Origin of the sequence: Rhizobium sp. GCM10022189 (assembly GCF_042656325.1) — a bacterium.
Taxonomy (GTDB): Bacteria; Pseudomonadota; Alphaproteobacteria; order Rhizobiales; family Rhizobiaceae; genus Rhizobium.
Window position 1 is genome coordinate 212,467 of record NZ_JBHSOR010000037.1, and the last position, 18,077, is coordinate 230,543.

General features: G+C 55.7%; 17 protein-coding genes. 2 read left to right on the forward strand and 15 right to left on the reverse strand.

The window, feature by feature from the left end; all coding sequences use genetic code 11:
• Complete coding sequence (locus ACFPWW_RS14380; protein ID WP_377312191.1) at positions 1-363, forward strand: response regulator; 363 nt, start codon at positions 1-3, stop codon at positions 361-363.
• On the opposite strand, the gene ACFPWW_RS14385 is transcribed toward ACFPWW_RS14380, so the two are convergent.
• From ACFPWW_RS14385 to ACFPWW_RS14410, 6 genes are all read right to left on the reverse strand, one after another.
• Positions 353-1,864 carry an ATP-binding protein gene (locus ACFPWW_RS14385; RefSeq protein ID WP_377312192.1) on the reverse strand — a complete coding sequence of 504 codons (1,512 nt, stop codon included), beginning with the start codon at positions 1,862-1,864 and terminating at the stop codon, positions 353-355. The genes ACFPWW_RS14380 and ACFPWW_RS14385 overlap by 11 nt on opposite strands.
• Before the next feature lie 671 nt (positions 1,865-2,535).
• Positions 2,536-3,453, reverse strand: coding sequence for an intradiol ring-cleavage dioxygenase (locus ACFPWW_RS14390; RefSeq protein WP_377312193.1), 918 nt, complete (start codon positions 3,451-3,453; stop codon positions 2,536-2,538).
• 26 nt (positions 3,454-3,479) lie between these two features.
• Positions 3,480-4,541, reverse strand: a complete 1,062-nt coding sequence (locus ACFPWW_RS14395) for a maleylacetate reductase (protein WP_377312194.1) — start codon at positions 4,539-4,541, stop codon at positions 3,480-3,482.
• Between the two features lie 71 nt (positions 4,542-4,612).
• Positions 4,613-6,214: a 4-hydroxyphenylacetate 3-hydroxylase N-terminal domain-containing protein gene (locus ACFPWW_RS14400; RefSeq protein WP_377312195.1), complete on the reverse strand. Its 1,602-nt coding sequence runs from the start codon at positions 6,212-6,214 to the stop codon at positions 4,613-4,615.
• Positions 6,211-6,648, reverse strand: coding sequence for a nuclear transport factor 2 family protein (locus tag ACFPWW_RS14405; protein WP_377312196.1), 438 nt, complete (start codon positions 6,646-6,648; stop codon positions 6,211-6,213). Before ACFPWW_RS14405 ends, ACFPWW_RS14400 begins: the two co-directional genes overlap by 4 nt.
• Positions 6,645-7,232, reverse strand: coding sequence for a flavin reductase family protein (locus ACFPWW_RS14410; RefSeq protein ID WP_377312198.1), 588 nt, complete (start codon positions 7,230-7,232; stop codon positions 6,645-6,647). Before ACFPWW_RS14410 ends, ACFPWW_RS14405 begins: the two co-directional genes overlap by 4 nt.
• A 220-nt stretch (positions 7,233-7,452) precedes the next feature.
• On the opposite strand from ACFPWW_RS14410, the gene ACFPWW_RS14415 reads away from it, so the two are divergent.
• On the forward strand, positions 7,453-8,394 hold the full coding sequence (locus ACFPWW_RS14415; protein ID WP_377312200.1) for a LysR family transcriptional regulator: 942 nt from the start codon (positions 7,453-7,455) through the stop codon (positions 8,392-8,394).
• On the opposite strand, the gene ACFPWW_RS14420 is transcribed toward ACFPWW_RS14415, so the two are convergent.
• From ACFPWW_RS14420 to ACFPWW_RS14460, 9 genes are all read right to left on the reverse strand, one after another.
• Positions 8,395-9,324, reverse strand: coding sequence for a LysR family transcriptional regulator (locus ACFPWW_RS14420; protein ID WP_377312201.1), 930 nt, complete (start codon positions 9,322-9,324; stop codon positions 8,395-8,397). It lies immediately after the preceding gene.
• 327 nt (positions 9,325-9,651) lie between these two features.
• Positions 9,652-10,575, reverse strand: a complete 924-nt coding sequence (locus ACFPWW_RS14425) for a LysR substrate-binding domain-containing protein (RefSeq protein ID WP_377312202.1) — start codon at positions 10,573-10,575, stop codon at positions 9,652-9,654.
• 107 nt (positions 10,576-10,682) lie between these two features.
• A complete protein-coding gene (locus tag ACFPWW_RS14430) occupies positions 10,683-11,396 on the reverse strand; it encodes a nitroreductase (protein ID WP_377312203.1) in 714 nt (237 codons plus the stop codon).
• 145 nt (positions 11,397-11,541) lie between these two features.
• Complete coding sequence (locus ACFPWW_RS14435) at positions 11,542-13,002, reverse strand: mechanosensitive ion channel domain-containing protein (RefSeq protein WP_377312204.1); 1,461 nt, start codon at positions 13,000-13,002, stop codon at positions 11,542-11,544.
• A gap of 104 nt (positions 13,003-13,106) precedes the next feature.
• A complete protein-coding gene (locus tag ACFPWW_RS14440) occupies positions 13,107-13,727 on the reverse strand; it encodes a glutathione S-transferase family protein (protein ID WP_377312205.1) in 621 nt (206 codons plus the stop codon).
• 100 nt (positions 13,728-13,827) lie between these two features.
• Complete coding sequence (locus ACFPWW_RS14445; RefSeq protein ID WP_377312206.1) at positions 13,828-14,256, reverse strand: CBS domain-containing protein; 429 nt, start codon at positions 14,254-14,256, stop codon at positions 13,828-13,830.
• Between the two features lie 22 nt (positions 14,257-14,278).
• Positions 14,279-15,631 (reverse strand): amidase, encoded by a 1,353-nt coding sequence (locus ACFPWW_RS14450; RefSeq protein ID WP_377312207.1) that lies wholly within the window; start codon positions 15,629-15,631, stop codon positions 14,279-14,281.
• 16 nt (positions 15,632-15,647) lie between these two features.
• Positions 15,648-16,766, reverse strand: coding sequence for an iron-containing alcohol dehydrogenase (locus tag ACFPWW_RS14455; RefSeq protein WP_377312208.1), 1,119 nt, complete (start codon positions 16,764-16,766; stop codon positions 15,648-15,650).
• Between the two features lie 31 nt (positions 16,767-16,797).
• Positions 16,798-17,961: a VOC family protein gene (locus tag ACFPWW_RS14460; protein WP_377312209.1), complete on the reverse strand. Its 1,164-nt coding sequence runs from the start codon at positions 17,959-17,961 to the stop codon at positions 16,798-16,800.
• Between the last annotated feature and the right edge of the window lie 116 nt (positions 17,962-18,077).

Sequence of the window (18,077 nt, forward strand, 5' to 3'; positions counted from 1 at the left end):
ATGCACTCCCCACCAATCATCACGATCATCGATGACGATCAATCGGTGCGGGAATCATTGACCGATCTTTTGGAGGTGTTGGGTTTCTCACCAACCTCGTATGCATCAGCCTACGACTTTCTAGCCTCTTTGTCTAAATTACAGACGGATTGCTTACTTCTGGATATTTTGATGCCCGGAATGAATGGAGTTGAGCTCAACGCGGAGCTCACAAGCCGGTCGCTTGCCATCCCTGTTGTGTTCATGACCGGGCATGCCCAGGAAGCTATAATTTCAGAGGCGAAGTCTGCGGGGACCTGCCTCTTCAAACCATTCGGCGGAAAGGAGCTAAAGGCGGCGATCGAATCCGCGATTAAACGCTAGCGGAGGCGTGGCCTGCCAGCTTTTGTTTCGGTTCCGACGCGGCCGAGTCTAGCGGTAGCATGAAGATAAACGCAGCTCCCGTGGGTTCAGCATTTTCCGCCCAAAGCCGCCCGCCATGTGCTTCGACAATGGATTTGCAGATGGCGAGGCCCATGCCCATCCCATCAGCCTTCGTCGTAAAGAATGGTTCAAACACCTGATCGACGGACGCTAACCCTGGGCCGCTATCGCGGACTCGAATCCTTATCGTATTCCCGTCCAGATTGGCCGTAATAGAGACCTTAGGTCGGCCTGCGCCTATGTGGCCGGCTTCCATACCGTTTCTTATCAGATTGACAAGAACCTGCTGGATCTGCACGCGGTCAAGCAAGACTGTCGGGAGGTCGGGTTCTATGGCCACCTCCAGCTGCACGTTCCTGCGGACAGCCTCCTCGACAACCAGCTCTTTCGCTGAACTGATGACCTGCTCGACAGAACTCGGCTGTTTGGCTTCATTGGTGTGTTTGAAAAGTGCGCGCACGCGCTTGAATACATCCGTCGTTGTTTCGGCGCTGCGTACTACCCGCTCAAGAGCCTTGAGTGCGCGCTCGACATTCGGCGGATCCGCGGAAAGCCAACGTTGACTCGCATCCGAACTGGAGACGATAGCGGCAAGTGGCTGCCCGACCTCGTGGGCTATCGAAGCAGTAAGCTCCGCAAGGCTGGCAGCCTGGCTCGCGCGCGCGAGGTTTTGCTGCGCGACACCGAGCTGCTCCTGATCTCGAACCCAGTCGTCGATGTCAACACAAACACCATTCCATTGAATGATGACGCCTTCCACATTGCGCATGGGAGCGGTCCGGGTTTCCACCCACCGGTACTCTCCGTCATATCGCCTAAGGCGATGTTTCATGAGGTAGGGCTCACCAGTGCGCAGTGAATATGCGTAGCGTTGCCTCACGAGATCGATGTCGTCAGGATGGATAATTGCATCGAGCGTTCCCTCCAGCCGAGACTCGCGAATTCCATCTTTGTCCTCGACGCGGAATCCGAGATACTCCTGAAGTTTTCTGCTGCGGTAGATCGGCTTGCCTTCCGGCGTGGCGCAATAAATCATTGTGGGTAGCGTCTCGACCAGCTCTCTTAGAGAGCGCTCGCTTTCCCTCAGCGCCTCGAGGCTCCGGTCGGAATCAACGATCTCAAGCGATTCCTTCTCTCGGTCGCCAAGTACAACCCCAGCATGACTGCCTTCGGATCTGTTGGTGGAAACGAAGTCGAATGCGGCAACCATGCAAAGTGATGATCCGAAAAGGAAAAAGATGTCTAAGACCGTCGGATCGGGCCTAGAAACTACCAGTGCCAACAGTGAGCACAACAGGGCCCCTGCCATGCCGAGTTTGATTATCCGTGAGGTTTGCCCTCGGAAAGATACCAAAGTTGCAATGAGAGGAAGAAAACCCAGCGCTGTTCCGGCAAAGATCAACACTGCCATACCGAACGTGATCGTCAGTGCGATGGCCAAAACAACTCGTTGAGGACGTGAGTATCCGTCGCGACCGATCACCGATCGCAGAGAATTTCGTGGCATAGCCCCGGCCGCTTCAATTATGCAAAAACATCGTCACGTAGTGGTGACGGTTAAGGGTTCTAAGTAGCAGATCACAGAGGCGGTGGGGAGCCTTTGTCACAGCTTCAGAAGCGGAAAATGCGAACGACAAGAATGTTAAAGGCCTCGCTAACGAGGCACTTTGTCTACCGTGACTAGGCCCGACATCCGATCAGGACGAGCGTGTTCCGAACGGAACGCTACCGATTATCGATGGTCGCCGACCATTGGTAGAGACTGACCTCTTGATAGACGCCATTTATCACGAAGGGGTCGTTATCGCTGAAGTCTTTAGCTGTACCAAATTATCGACCTCCGCCAAGACCACAGCACCATACTGAATGCCCGATGGATCAGACATTGGTCCGGAGAGGACGATTTTGAAAGGTGCTGTCCGCAGATGGTGCTTGTGAGCTTCCATGTGTTGATCGCGCCTGTGTTTCGTCCCTGGATTTGCAACGGCAATGCGAATAGCAAGCATCTTGAAGTCCTTGTGTGTTCCGCCGGTACGCGCAGAGATCATTACGTCCGAGACACGATGTCTCCTTCGTAGAACCCTCGCAGCTTCTGCCACTCGGGGACGTAGGTTAGGTCGTGCTCGGCGTGAGGACGAAATCCCAGTTAATGAAAAAGTATGGCGCGCGCTCCTCTACGTCTTCCAGACCCAACCGCTTGACGTCATCCTGTGAGCGGACCTCCTTGAACTTGGCGATGAGGGTTTCCCTGACGCCGAAGACCGTGTCCTCGTCCAGATAACGGCAATCATCGGGAAAAATATGTGTGATGACGGGGTCGTAGCCCGGCGCGCTAACTATAAAATGGATGTGGGCCGCGCGATTTGGATGCCGGTCTAGCCGCCCAAGAAGCTGGCCGACGGGGCCATCATCCGGAATCGGATAAAATCTCGGTTTTGTGGACCGATACCAGTAGCTACCATCATTCTCGGTGGCAAATACGCCACGAAGGTTCCAATCGGGTTGGATGCCCTTCTGCTGAACATCATAGAAGCCGTCGTTGTTGGTCTGCCAGATGTCGACGAGAGCTCCGGGTATCGGGTTTCCCTCAAGATCGGTTACCCTCCCCCTGACGATCAGTGGCTCGCCCTTGCCATCAAGGCAAATATTCGTTCCGTTTTTGTAACGGGGGGCTTCGGGAACATAGAATGGGCCGAGCACCGTATTTTCTGTGGCACCCGAAGGTCTGCGGCTGTTGATTATTTCGACCAGCATCGACACACCTAGTATGTCGGAAAGTAAGATGAATTCCTGCCGCCAGTCTGTGCACTTTTGACCAACAGCCGTTAAGAAGTCGATCGCCTGCTGCCATTCATCGTGTGTCGGTTCGATCTCTTTTGTCAACGCGTGGAGATGCTTGACGACCGCTGACATTACCAACTTCATGCGCGGGCTCGCGTCTGGGCCCATGCGCGCGTTGACTGTTTCGACCGAATTTTCTTCGGTTAGGAAACGTGTCTCTTTCTTTATGGCGGCGGTGCTCGTATCCATTTTCGACTCCTCCCATCTTCATCTTCTCATGGTGCCGGATGCATTCCGGCATACGCACGTTTGAGTAGTTTGATCAGTGCCTCTCGTCCGGGAGCTCTCGGGTTCTTGTACGGCTTCGCGAGAACGGCATCGACCACCGATTCAATCCCTTCTTCGGGCATTCCGAGGTCAGCGAGAGCCGGTTTGACCTGGAGCCGCTGATTGAATTCGAACAGCCACGCCGCGGGGTCGCTGTTTTTGAATACGTGACGAAGTTTATCTATGACGCCCGGGATTTCGGGACTGTTGTACGCTAAGGTGTGAGGAAGCAGCGCGGCGTGAAGTTCGGCGTGCGGCAAATCAAACATGCCGCCAAGCGTGTGGCAAAGCTTGTGATGAAGACCCATCGAGACCGAGCCGAGGCAAATTCCGCTCAACCAGGCTCCGTAAAGCGCCCTCTCCCTCGCCTGGCCGGCTTTGTGGCTCTCCGCGATATCTGGCAAAGAACCATGTAATGCCGAGATTGCCTCGACAGCCATCAAATCGACGACGGGATTTCGGTCCCCCGCATACAAAGCTTCTACTGCATGCGCCATCGCATTGATTCCACTGGCGATGGCTGCACCTCGAGGGAGAGAAATGGTTAGCTCTACATCGTAGATCACGGTTTCAGGGAGAATCCGCGGATCGGACCTCGTAACCTTTTGGCCTTCAGCGGTCTCACCCAAAATCGGCGTCATCTCAGACCCGGCGTACGTTGTAGGAATTACGATTTGCGGAAGATCCGTTCGCCATGCGATGGCCTTGCCCAATCCCGTGGTAGAGCCACCGCCAATGGCGACAATTCCATCGACGCGCAGATCTCGAACCACGCTCAGAGCCTCCTCCGTGACCGATATCGGAGTATGCATCGTGGCATTTGCGAAGACACCAACAGCTACGGGGCCGACGGCTTTGGCACACTTCCTCACGTATTCTTCCTGCCTTGGTGTGGCGAGAAACAGCGCACGCATCGATCCGAGCCGCCCTAATTCGTTGCTGAGTTCTCTCACCGTTCCCGAGCCGAACAGGACTCGAGCTCGAGGTGCCTGATACGTGAAAGAATACATTGGATTGCTCCGCGCGGCGGTCAAAGAAAAGCGTTCTGTGCCGGCGCGCGGGCGCACCGGCACAGACTTCATCAGGCGGCGTTGACGCTGGTGCGCTCGCCTGGAGAATTGATGTAACCCTCGTGAACGTCCTGCGCTCGAGCATACTCGGGCTGAAAGCGCACGTTGGCATAGTGAGCATTCTTCTCGGCCTCTTGAGCACGTTTCCCAAGTTCGGCCGTATCGCCGAACCCGAGAACTTCCCGGGCGAGGGCTGTAAGAGGACCATCAACGTGGTACTCGGTCCGCTGAAGCGTGAGGAGATTGATCAGGTATAGAGGCGTGCCGTTGAACTTCTCAAACATCTCGTGGCGGGTACCCCACTCGGTAAGGAACCGTTCGCTGATCTGGCGGAAGATCTTGATACGGTCGTGCGCGCTGATTTCTGCACCGCGCAACGCCTCTGCAAGTTTCGGGCCGATGTAGGGATCTTCGAGCTCCCTCTTCGTCGGCTGAATGACAATTCCGCGACCGCAGAATTCAATCAACATGTTCACCATTTTGGGCTGATGCTCGAGATAGTGAGCGCGGCCAAAGTCGATATAAATGTTGTTCGGCTTGAAGAGGCCGCCGGGAGTAGCGAACCCGGTTTCTTCCGCGGCAAGCATAAAGGCAGTGCACGTCTCGCGGAATCTGATGAGCTCGGCGAGCTGGGACTGAACCACAGGATTGTTGCTCGTTCCCAGGGATTGGGTGAGAAGTAGCGCGAGGCCAACCATTAGTTCGGCATGAACACAATGACGGATTTGGGTTTCAAGGTGAACCCAGTCGAACTGACGCTGCGGGTACCACTTCGCATGCTCGGGATTGCCGATGTGTTGGACCTGGTCCCACGAGATCAACACATCGTCGAAATAGACCATGGCGTCCAGCTCATCGCCGATTGTCGCCAACGGGCGATCATACGGATCCGCGTTCGGTTGAACGCGTGACTCACGCGCGACGACGGAGATACCTTTTGTCGCGATCGGAACCAGAGCATATACCGTTTGCTCGGACGTCTGACCCGGCCGCCACAGGTTGCCAATCAGGATGTGATTGACAAACGGAACCGATGTTCCGATCGCCTTCCAACCTCTTACAAGAATGCCGTCATCGCGCTCTTCCACGATACTGAGCATTGGGGTCTCGCCGAGTGCTTCTACTCGGCCGCGATCGAACTGCACATCGACGAACATCGGGGAGATAGCAAGGTCTTTGCTAGTCACCTCGTCCCACTGGCGTTGAATGTTGCCAGAAAGATCGCGATGACCGTTCTTGAAGATGGAGTTGTCGGCCCACGGCTGCTGATCGTCCACTTGAGTGAACATCACGCAATTCATGCCCATCGGCGGACGAGTGAAAATGCCGCCCTTAAAGTGGCGGAAGATGAAATCAGCGTATTTGCGGCGGCGGACAGCATCTTCCTTAGTGCGCGGAAGGAACCAATGCATCGACTGGCGATTGCCCTTGTCATCGATGAACGTCGTAATGTCCTGGTTGGCCGGATCAAGATGCAGGTCATAATATTCGGCTATAGCCTTGGCATAGCCACGTGTCTTTGGATGAGTGGTTACGTCATCGATCAGTTCGCCACCGACGTAGACTTTGCGATCGTCGCGGAGCGATTCGAGGTATTCTTTACCCGTTCTCATAGTTTGTCCTCTGGAGTGTTGGAGTTGAGTTGTTTCTGGAACGTCGCTGCGTCCCAGTAGTCTTCACTGCGAGAGATTTTTTCGTTCTCTATTGTGAGAACCATGAGCCCACGGAGCGAGATCTTCTGGCCGCGAGGGGCGATCGGTCCCATCGCAACGGACAACGTGCCGGTCAGCGTATACTGAACGGCAGCCTTCCTGTTCGTGCCGACTGTGATAGAGCCAAGCTTCCATTCCGCGTCGGGAAACCAGCCGATAAATTTCCGAAGTCCGTCGGCGATCGCCTGCGGACCGAACTTTGTCCGGCCGTGGGCGATATCCTCGTGTGTCGCGTCGACAGCGTAGAGAGCTGCAACATCACCTATTCGATGACTGTTGTAGCCATCGTAAAGCGCCTCAACGAGCGCGGTGTTTTGCTCAACCGCGTCCATCATGCCATCGCCACCTGCATCGAGACGCCCTGCATGTACTGTCCCTCGCCGTAGAGCAGCGGTTTCTTCGAAGAGGGCGCAAGCACCGCACGAACCTGAGCTAGAAGGACAAGATGACTGTTCACCACGAAGGTAGTGTTGGCTCTGCAGTCGAAGGTGATAAGCGAATTCCTCAGCACGGGCATGCGGATCGTGTCCGGGACTTCTTCAGGCGGCAAAACGAAGTCTTCGATGAACTTCTCCTCGCGTGGCCGCGAGCAGAACTGGGAGATTGCCACTTGCTCGTCGCTAAGGATGTTGACCGCAAAATGCGGATCTCTGGTGATGTCGCTAGCGGTGACCGTTTCACGGTTCACGCAGGCAATCAGCATGGGTGGATCCATACACGCTGGGCTGAACGCGCTCACAGTCATCCCCCAAGGACGTCCCTCGTGAAGCGTCGAGACGACTGTCACGCCTCCCACGAATTTGCGCATCGCCATGCGAAACGCCAGCGCCTCCGCACCGGAGTTGAGCTCCCATGCCTGGAAGGATTTTCGCGAACTCTCGCAGGAAAATGAAGAATTGAATTCGTCGGAATTACGCATAGTTCCTCCATTGCGCAGTCAATACTTTAACTGCACTCGATCAAAGCAAATATGTGTGTCGCCGAACGCTCCGTGCTCAAGCATCTATTCAGGCAAGAGCTATGCGTTCCCCGTAGTTTTAATTTTTGTTGACAGCAATGTTACGTTTCTGCCGTAATGTGTCCAATCGATAATTCGGAACTCATCTATCTAGCCTGTCGATACATGGAGAGGAGCATCTATGAACCTGCGTGGGGTCGATTTGAACCTGCTTGTAGTTCTCGACGCGCTTCTGCGAGAAAAGAGCGTCAGTCGAGCAGGTGAGATGGTAGGACTGAGCCAGTCGGCAACGAGCGCAGCTCTCAGCCGATTGAGGGACATGTTTCATGACCCTTTATTGGTACGCGTTGGTCGCCAGCTTGCGCTGACCCAGAACGCGGAGAATTTGATCGAGCCTCTGAAAGACGCCTTGAGCAAAGTGCAGCAAACACTAATGCAACAAGGGGGCTTTGATCCTCGGCACGATGCGAGAACCTTCACAATAAGCGCCTCAGACTATGCCGTTCTCGTGTTGCTTGGCCCGCTTGTAAAGCGTTTGGAAACAGAAGCGCCACATATCACTCTCCATCTTGTCCCGCGCTCACATGACACTGAAAGAATGCTCCACGAGGATCTCGTGGACGTCGTGATCGAACCTCATGAGTTGCTGCCCGACAGCGGTTTCCCTTCGGAGCCTTTGCTTAGTGACCGGTGGCTTTGCGCTGCTGACTCGCAAAACATAGTCTCGGGAAAGGTTTCGCTGGAAGCATTCCAAAATGCGCCGCACCTCGCATATGGGATTGGCCCCGATCGCCAATTCAACCTGGCCGACCAGCATCTCGCCCGCGAGGGTATCAATCGTCGAATTGCAGTGACTGTCGAGAGCTTTGTGCTAGTCCCCTTCCTCCTTCGCCAGTCCAATCTCATTAGTTTAGTACTGGAAAGAGCAATTTCCGAACTGGGCGTTCCCGGGGTAGTTGGCGTTGAGCCGCCCGTAGAGTTGCCCGATATACATGAACGCATGTTCTGGCACCCGAGGCACACCAGTAATCTCGCACACCGTTGGTTGCGTGACTGCTTGCGAGAAACGGCAAGGCGGATTCAAGCGGGCACGTTACGCGTTGTTGAAGGAAGTCAACCTTAGTTATGCCCCAAACTGAACCGGATCGGATTTAAGGTCGCGCTCTTGAAGCGTTCTCACGGTCTCCGCTACAAATTCGGTAAACACCTGCAAACGGTGCGTGGGCATCCTGCCAAAGGCATGCAGAACCTGGAACGGCATCCGCTTGAGGCGTGCCGATGGGATCACCTCAAAGAGCGTACCGCGAGCTAGGTCTTCTTGCACGATTAGCTTGATGACATACGCCAACCCAATACCCGATCTCGCCGCCTGATGGATTGCCGCGGCTGTGTCGAGATCTAGTCGCCCCTTCGGCATAAGCTCGGTTCCGTCGGCAAACTGAACCGGATAATTCCGCCCGCCAATCGAGTATCGCGCAAAAGGCAACTCGCGCAGCGTTTCGAGAGTCACCGGCTTACCTCGTATCGCCTCGAACTTCGGCGAAGCCACCAAGGCCATCTCCAACTGCGCAAGAGTACGGGAAACAAGGGAATTCTGATCTGAATGGCCTACGCGATATGCTGCATCATATCCATCTCGGACGACCTCGGCGTGGCGGTCAGTCATATCCAACTGCAGTGATATACCCGGATGCACCGCCATGAATTTCTCGAAAATGGGTGCGAGAAGCTGCCTGCCGAATTCACCTGGCAGGCTGACGCGTAGGTGACCTGATGTATTTTGATTTAACTGAACCACATCACGCGCCTGCTCGATAAGGTCTAGTATCGGGCGTATACGCTCGAAGAGCGCCTCGCCTTCTTGTGTTAGCGTGAGCGTCCTTGTGGTGCGGCGGAACAGCTTCGCGCCGAGAACAGCCTCCAGTCGCGACACAGCCTTTGAGGCGGATGAGGGCGTCGTTCCAATACTACGTGCAGCCGCGGTAAATGAACCCGTCTCAACGGTTCGAAAGAACGCGAGCAATCCCGCGCTTTCACCGAGAAGACCGTACACCGAGATCCGCCTGTTCTCGGCTCTCGCCGCATAAAGCCTGCCGTCTCGGATCTAGCCGCCCAAGCAGATCTTCGACCCATAGTCTGGCTAGCACCGCTTCCCACGCCGCGTCAGCCTCTTCGATCAGCCGATCGCGAGAGCGAAGCGCGATAAGACTACAATACTGTATTGTCTGTTTTACCTGCGTCCGCAGTCTCATAATTCTACACCGAATGGACACATTTCATGTCGTCGCGCGCGGGTTGCCGATTAACAGCCAAGAATAGCCGCGTCGGCATTCTGTTTGTAGCAAACTCAGGTTTGGGTAGCAGAATCCCGCGCTCTGCTTTAAGCGTCCAATGATCTTGGAGTGAACGCGGTCACCTTTGGGACTTCGACCGCGAGAAAATCGACGAGCGAGCGCACAGCCGGGAGAAGCCCGTTCCTGTAGGGCATGAGTGCGCTCATGCGAGCGTCGGCCGCCATCCAGCCAGGCAATATTTGATATAATCGCCCCGCCTCTATTTCCTCTCGACACATATATCCAGGCAACGCGGCGACGCCTAGATTCGCGCAAGCCGCTTCCTTCAGAGCGATCATGTTGTTGCTTAGAAATCTTGGCTCTATGGGGACTTCGACCTCTTGACCTAACGGGCCTTTCAGACGCCATACCTCTGCTCCGTGGCGGTCGTTGGCCAGCGTGGAATGGGACGAAAGGTCTTCCGGCCTCGACAGGTCGCCCGCCTGTCGCAGGTATTCCGGACTTGCGAACAAATACCAAGGCACACTAGCGATCCCTCTTTGAACCAGTGTAGAATTCTGGAGGGATGCGACATGGCCGCGGAGCGCCAAATCGAACCCTTCTGCTACCATGTCGACCAGCCGATCGGTTGCGATTTCGACAATCGTCACCTTGGGATGCCTGTTCAAAAAAGTTGGGATGAGATCCCGAAGAGCGAACTGAGCAATCTCGACCGCCGTCGTGATCCGAATAGTACCGCTGGGCTCGTGTAGCCTCTGCCGGACGAACTCCTCGGCAGTGTCTGCCGATTGGAGCATGTGAAGGGCATATTGATAGAACTCCGCCCCCACGTCCGTCATGCCGAATTGCCTGGATGTGCGGTTGATCAGCCGCACGCCCAAGGAGTCTTCGAGTACCCGGACCCTATGACTGAGGGTTGACTTTGGTACGCGAAGGCTTTCGCCGGCTGCAGTAAAACCGCCGCGATCTACGACTTGAACAAAGAAGTACACATCTTTGAGGTCGAGCATTGGCACCTATCACTTTGGCGCATATCAGCACGAAAAGGTCCTCGCGAGACATCGCGACGACCAATTAATCGGCGGCTTGGTGGTGTGACGTCAAGTGGCTGATGCGTTCAGCTCACGAATTCGACGAAATCTTCGATCGCTAGCTTGTGATTGACCATATTGTTTTCAGGGAGCGTGTTGTCGGCCCAGCCCAACGACATGCCCGCAATCACCATGTCAGACTCGGGAAATCCGAGCTCACTGCGGAGCAATTGGTGCTGTAGCGACCAAATCTGTTGCGCACATGTGTCCAATCCTCTTGCCTTGGCCGCAAGCATCAGATTCTGCAAGAAACACCCGTAGCAGATGAAGCTCGCCCATTCGAGCTTCCTGTCCATCGTGAAAATCATACCTACCGGGGCTTCGAAGAACCTGAACTGGCGCTCGACGTCCTTGAGCCTGCCGTACTTATCACTCCGAGGAACGCCAACCGCATCGCCTAGTTGGCCACGGAATTGATTGAAGCGACCGATGAATGGGTCATGCAACGGCTGCGGGAAGAACGGATATTCCGGAGCCAACTTTTCCGGACCTGCCCGAAAGATCTCGACTGCCTTCGATGTGATGCGATCTCTCGCGCTACCAGTCAGTACGTAACACCGCCACGGCTGGGTATTGCTGGAACTGGGAGCATAGCGAGCTGCATTGAGGATGTCGTTCACGGTTTCGTGGGGCACGGGCGTGCTCAGAAAGCCGCGTTTAGCCCGCCTTTCCATCATTATTTGGTCGACAATACTTGCTCCATCGATCTCGGATTTGTCCCATTTCAGATTGACCTGCATGACAGCTCCCCTTTCTTTTTTTGAGCTGTTGAGAAGAGTAATAGCTCTTTTGAGTTTTAGAAGTTCCTGAGCTTGTACGCACGGTCCAACGACTTGAACGATGGTTCTGAAGCGCCGGACATTCTCGCCGCCAAGTGCACATTGGCTAGTGCCCTCCGAACATGCTCCTTATCGCATGTACAAGGTCCGCGCGCGTCCCGTCCGAATGGTTCGGAGGAGGCGCTCCGGTGTCGCTATGTGATCCATGTCGATGGAGTCGTCCCGCCAGGTCCTCGATTAAGCGCGGTCGATCCACAACGAGGCTCTCGAATACCGACTTCTCGATCTGGTAGAAGGTGACGGGTGTCAGTGTAAGAGATTGGCTGCTTTCGGGCTGGCCTGCAAATACCCCCCAAGCGCCGAGGATATCGCCGGGCGCTAGTCTCGCGACGATCTCGCCTTGATCGCGCCGCAAGGCGACTCCCTCTCGGATGATCAGCAACCTGTCCGAGACCGAACCCTTTGCCAACAGTTCCTCCCCCGAGGACGCCCTCTTTTCGATCGCGCCGGCGGCGATTGCGTGTTGCTCATCCTCTGTCAGATCCGAGAAAAGCGCGATCGACTTCAACAACGTCAGCGTCGAGGTCTTCGGGACGATGATCTGCCCGTCTGAAACGATCTGGGTTCCTGCCGGGCTTGCTAGGGCAAGCCCGTTGGCAATGCAATGCCTATATACCAAATCGATGATCTCATTCCTGGCGCTGCTTCGGTGAGCTAAGGAAGTAACGCTGAAGAAGAGCTGAATCTCGATTGCGGCCGCGTCGATTCCGATGAGGGACACACTCGGTGGCGGCTCCTGGATAATGCTGTTGCAGCTGCTGAGGGCGTCCAACATCACACTGAGGACAAAGGCAGGTGCGTGTGTCGGGACGATGCGAACCCCTAGAACCAGCTGATGCGCTTCATCGGGCTTACTAACATTCGTCAATCCCTGCTTTGCGAGAACGCTGTTCGGCATCACAACCTGATTCTTGGCACCGGTGAGGAGATAGGTCGAACGCCAATTGCTGGCGACCACCCGCCCTTCAGTTCCATCAGGGAGCAATATCCAGTCTCCAATCGTATACGGTCTCCCGAGAGTCAGGGCGATACCCGAGAAAACGTCGCCAAGAGTGTTCTGCAGCGCGAGACCGAGAATGATCGCAAACACGCCCGAAGTGGCGAGAATGGTTCCGATTGGCACTCCGAAAACGAAGGCCATGACAGAAAGCAAAACCCCGAGGTAGACGATTGCAACTAGCAGGTCCTGTATAAGGCGCGCTTCCCGCGGCCTTCCGTCTAGCACGATGTAGATCCTCACGAACCCGATCGTGGCCCAAGAAAGGTGTGTCCACCAGAGTATCTTCGCCATCACGACGAGCGTGCCAGTTCCATCCAGATGCGGCGCGTCGAACCGAAAAGGCATGATGCGTGCACAAACAAGAGTTGCGGTCATTGCTAGGAAAAAGAAAATCTGAGTTATGAGTCTTTCGTTTGGCCGGGACCGGCCCTGGAGGTGCCACACCACAATGCCCGCGACACCGAGCAAATTGATCAAGGCAGTTAAGAGAATCGTGTATTGAGACATACGGACCCGTGTTCGCGACGAGATATGCGAATAAGGCCGCTTTGCCCTGTCGCCTTTCAGAGGATTTTGGGCCGCAATCTATCCCCTGATCGGCTGTCTCGATATTAAACCAATTGGTAGGGGCTCTGATCGAATATATCGATCCACCCTGGTTGGGCCTTCACTCGCCGGAGCCATGCGGCAATGCCCACAAATCGCTCCATCTCATACATTCCTTGATGGGCCAGCGAAACGTATGCAAAAACCGCCAAATCGGCAACTGTGTATCGTTCCCCCACCAGCCACTCATGGCTGGCAAGCCACCGCTCCAGCTTTTCAAGCCCCAGATAACCGTCAGCGTGGAGCCGTTCGATCTGTTGGGACATTTTGTCGGCTAAGCCGCGAATATGGTAGACTCTCGCCATGGCAAGAAAGCGTTGGAGGTCTCCTTGCTCGAAAAACATCCAGCCTATTACTTGCGATCGAAAATACGGATCGTCGTAAAGGTACTGCGTACCTTCGCTTAGATAAAGAAGGATTGCAGCCGACTCGACTACACTCCGTCCGTCTTCGAGTTCCAGAACTGGGACACGACTGAAGCGGCTCAACTTGTAGAAAGTGTCGGTCTTGGTCTCGCCCGACTCTAGATCGAGGGTGCGTCTCTCGAAAGGCATCTTCAGTTGGTTTAGCAGGATCCTTATCTTCCATGAATTGCCTGAATAACGGCTGTCATAGAGTCTGAGCATCGCGTGCGTCCCCTCGCCTTTCCGGTCCAAAGAGTCACACTCTAGCCCCTAACCTCCAGGCATGGCTATCAAATTTGGGTTTGAATCCGATCTGCCGACTTCAACCAGCGATGTATGATCTTATGTATTCCGCCTCGTATTCGATGGCCCGGATGTGGTGCCTGACTGCGTCACCGATCGAGACAATACCAGCCAGACGACCATCGTGCTCCACCGCGAGATGGCGAGCTTTTTGTTTATTCATGATGTCCATCAGGCGGTTGATGCTCGTCGATCGGCTACAGGAGAAGACGTTCTTCCACATAACTTCGGAGAGCTGCAGATCCATACACGAGATACCGCGGTGAGCTATGACCGCGACTACGTCCCTCTCGGTGAATATACCCTCGATCCGGTTCTCGCGGTCAACGATCACCACTGCGCCGATGTGGTTTGTGTGAAGCAGACGGCAAGCGTCTTTTACAGTATCGGTGCCAGCCGCGGTTACGACATGGCACCCCTTATCCATTAAAATCGCATGTACAGACATTTAGCCATTCCTCCCCTGACCATTATTTCCGTTCATTGCCATTCGGACGAACACCCAGACGAGCCTCGACCTCGGCCGCGAAGGCCAGAAGCGCCTCATCGCGTCCTCTACCGGCGACGATCTGCAATCCGATCGGCATTCCGTCCACCTCGGCCGGAGACATCGGCAGAGATATCGCCGGCATTCCGGCTAAATTGAACGGAGCGGTGTACATCATCAGCGCTTCTCGGATGCTGCCGCTCCACGACCCGATTGTGATCCGATCTGTCCCCAGTGGCGGAGCGGCGCAAGGGCATGTTGGAAGAAGCAGAAAGTCGAGATTGCTCATGGCCGACTCGAGTTGGTGGACGAATTCTCGGCGAGTTTGTTGGCTCTCCGCATAAGCGCCGATCGTTGTCCGTTCCGCCAACGCAAGTCGACTGGCGGTCTCAGCCCCATACGTTGCCTGGATGTATCGTCTATCGTGCCGGCTGAAATGGACGATCCCGCCTTCCGCAAGTACAATCCCCGCAAATGCCTCGAAGCCCCGCCTAAACGATGGCACGTAGTTCGTTTCAACTACCTTATAGTGGCTTCCAAGAATGGACACGGCCAGCTCGAACGAGCGCTGGACGTCCGGCGAGATCGGGAGGTCATCGGTTTTATCAAGGATCCCTAATCGCCAGGGCGAATTCCGGGACGAGTTACTCTTGATGCCGAGTGCAGCTGCGACCACCCGCACATCGCTGACAGACCTGCCCAATACCCCCACGTGGTCCAGTGAAGGTGCAAGAGGAAAGACGCCCTCGGTAGACAGCACCCCGTAGGTCGGCTTGAAGCCGACAACTCCGCAGAGAGCTGCGGGAATGCGGACCGAGCCGCCAGTGTCCGTGCCAAGCCCGGCGCTGACCGCTCCGTAAGCGATTGCCGCGGCCATCCCTCCGCTCGAACCGCCAGGGATCCTGTTGTGATCCCATGGATTCAGGGTATCGCCAAAATGCTCGCTCGCCGTTGTGACGCCCCAGGCGAACTCATGGGTGGTCGTCTTGCCGACAATGATGGCCCCATTTTCCTTTAGAATACGGACCATCTCAGCGTCAGAAGCAGGTACGTTCTCGGAATAAGCCGGCGAGCCGTATCGCGTTGCCAATCCGGCTGTATCGAAAAGGTCCTTAACGCCGATTGGAATACCTTCGAGTGCTCGAGCCGTCAGGTCTCGATAGCGGCTGTCCGACACGGCAGCAGATAGCCTCGCCCTCCGGCCATCGATTTCCGCAAACGCGCGGATCCCGGTGCGGCATTCTTGGGCGGTCACAATCGCCGCCTCAATTGCATCGGACGGCAGCCGCCGCCCTGCAGCGTAGTCTGCCAGCAGTTCGGCCAAGGAGTGCGGCATATCTGCTCCCTTCCGCCTACCAGAGGCTCTCAAGTAAGTCGGCAAGTCTGGCGCGAGCATCTACCCCGAGATCGCCAACCTCCCGGGGATAGTTTTCGAACAGCAATTCGGCAACATGTGAAAGAAGGGTTCTGTCGAAGCCAATATCCCTCAGTTTCGAGGGCAAGCCGAGTGAAGTCACAACGCCAGCGATGTCACTTGAGAGAACGGAGGCGGCTTCGCGTCCGGAGGCTTGGCCATTAAAAATCCTCAGCTTTTCCCCGTAGAAGGACGCACACGCAGCGATGACCGGAGCGAGCGTGATACAGGACGTCACGCTGTGCGGAACGCCGAACGTTCCCCCCAGAATGTGACCTATACGGTGGCTCAAGCCATAAATCACGGATGCTGGAAAGAAATAGCATTGCCAGGCAGCCAACTGGAGTTGAAGGAGATCGTCGGGCGTGATCGATCCGGCGTCGAGCGCTAGCTTTGTTTCGACGCCCGACGGCCATCGATTGAGGACTGTCAGAAAACGAGAAACGCCGCTGGCCGCAAGAATGGCGTGCGGGTGGTCTGGCTCTACTAGCCGCATTCCCTCAACGGCATGGTCGATACCCTTGATCGCGGAGGAGAGTAGCAGCCCACGCGGTGTTCCGCGAATTAGTTCGGGGTCTATGATCACCACCCGGGGAGCGGTCTCCCTGACTGCATAGCTCCGTTTGAACTTGACTGCTCCTGCCGTTTCGGTCACGCCGAAATAATGCGAAAACTCCGAACCCGACAATGTGGTGGGCAGGGCGACTATCGGGAGATGACTTCCGTGCCGCAGTTGATGGAAGTGCGACACGGCCTTTGCGGCGTCGAGTACTGAGCCCCCTCCAAGGGCAACTATCGATCTGGCCCCGGTGCTTTCGCAAACCCGCAGGGCTTTGTTCACGGCGGTTTCCGGGACATGTGGCGGGAAATCTTGGAAGTCGCCAACGGCATCGGAGCCGATGGCGGCGACAACCTGGTTGGCCAGCCCAGCGAGCGGCTCCACCGTGAACAATATTGGCCTGTCGATGCCGAAACGACCAAGTTTCGTAAGCGCATCGGCAAGGACTTTGCGGCCCCAGACGACTCTTTCTTGCGGTAGATAGTCAAGCTGCTGCATGTTTCGCTCCTGCCGTCCGGGTTGTCGTCGTTTACGGCAGTACCGGCACAGGTGCAGGGCGGTACGCGATATGGCGTTCGATCTCGCGGCGTTCGCTTTCGAGATGCTCTGGAAGACATAACTTCTGACCCAAGAAGCCGAGGTCTTCGTCTATCGAAAAGCGGTTTGGGGTGGACAGTGCGCAGATATGGCCATCTGGATCGCGGAAGAGGAACTGGCTTGCGTACACCGTGTCCTGAATTGCTGAGACTTCGATCCCGACTTTCTCAAACCGCGCATGTTCGTCGGCGAGAGCGGCATCGTTTTCAACTTCCAACGCGAAATGATGCGAGAGTCCGGTACCAAGCCGACCGCTCTTATAACCAGGCAGACCGAAGAAGGTCAGCACCGAGCCGGGCGACAAGTCCTCGTCGCAGGCGTAATAAAAATGAGTCCCGCCTTTCTCGTCTAGATAGTCGGTCTTCTTGATAAGCCTAAGCCCTACCTTCTCCACGAAGAAGTTCTCGGTTCTCTCCGCGTTGCTCGATATTGACGTGATGTGATGAAAGCCTCGAAGGGCGAAATCGGATGTGACATTGGGCAGCGGCTGCGGCCAGGTCTCAGCCGCCACCTGCAATTCGTCGCGGCCACCTATCAGGTTTTCCTTAGGCTGCGGTCGAAACCCAGAGCCGAGGACGGCCTCGTCGTGACCGAAGCCTGGCTCCGTCGTCGCAATTTCGATAATCGCGCCGTCGGGGTCGCGCAGGTAGATCGCATGGAAGTAGTGCCTGTTGTAGGGCCCGGTTACGTGGACGCCGTGATCGGAAAGGCGGCGCTTCCACTTCAGAAGTCCGTCCCTGTTCGGCACGTGCAGAGCAAGATGATGGTTGGTACCAGCACCCCAACGTCCCCTGGGATCCCCGACCCGAGGATTGGAGACGCCGTCACGCGTGGCATTCTCTTCGACGAAACCTCCGTCCGGCATCATATAGAAAATAGGATTCCACTCGATATAAGTGATGGTTTCGCCACGCTGTGGCTCACTTCCGAACGACTGGAAACCAAAGGTGACGATCGGAAGGCGGGCGTCATGGTGATGAACCGTCCGCTTGACGACCGGCAAGCCGAGAACCCTGCTATAGAAGTCCTCAGTCCGCCTGATATTGGCTGCAACGAAAGTCTGGCTGTTGACGCCTCTGATGACCATCTGGTTCATGTTCCACCTTTGCAATTTATCGTTCGTTCTCGGCCTTGGCTGGCTCGATCGACTGCAACCGTATGACCAGGCCTTCGCCACCTGAAGTCGGCGCGACAGAAACGGAGCGTCCAAAA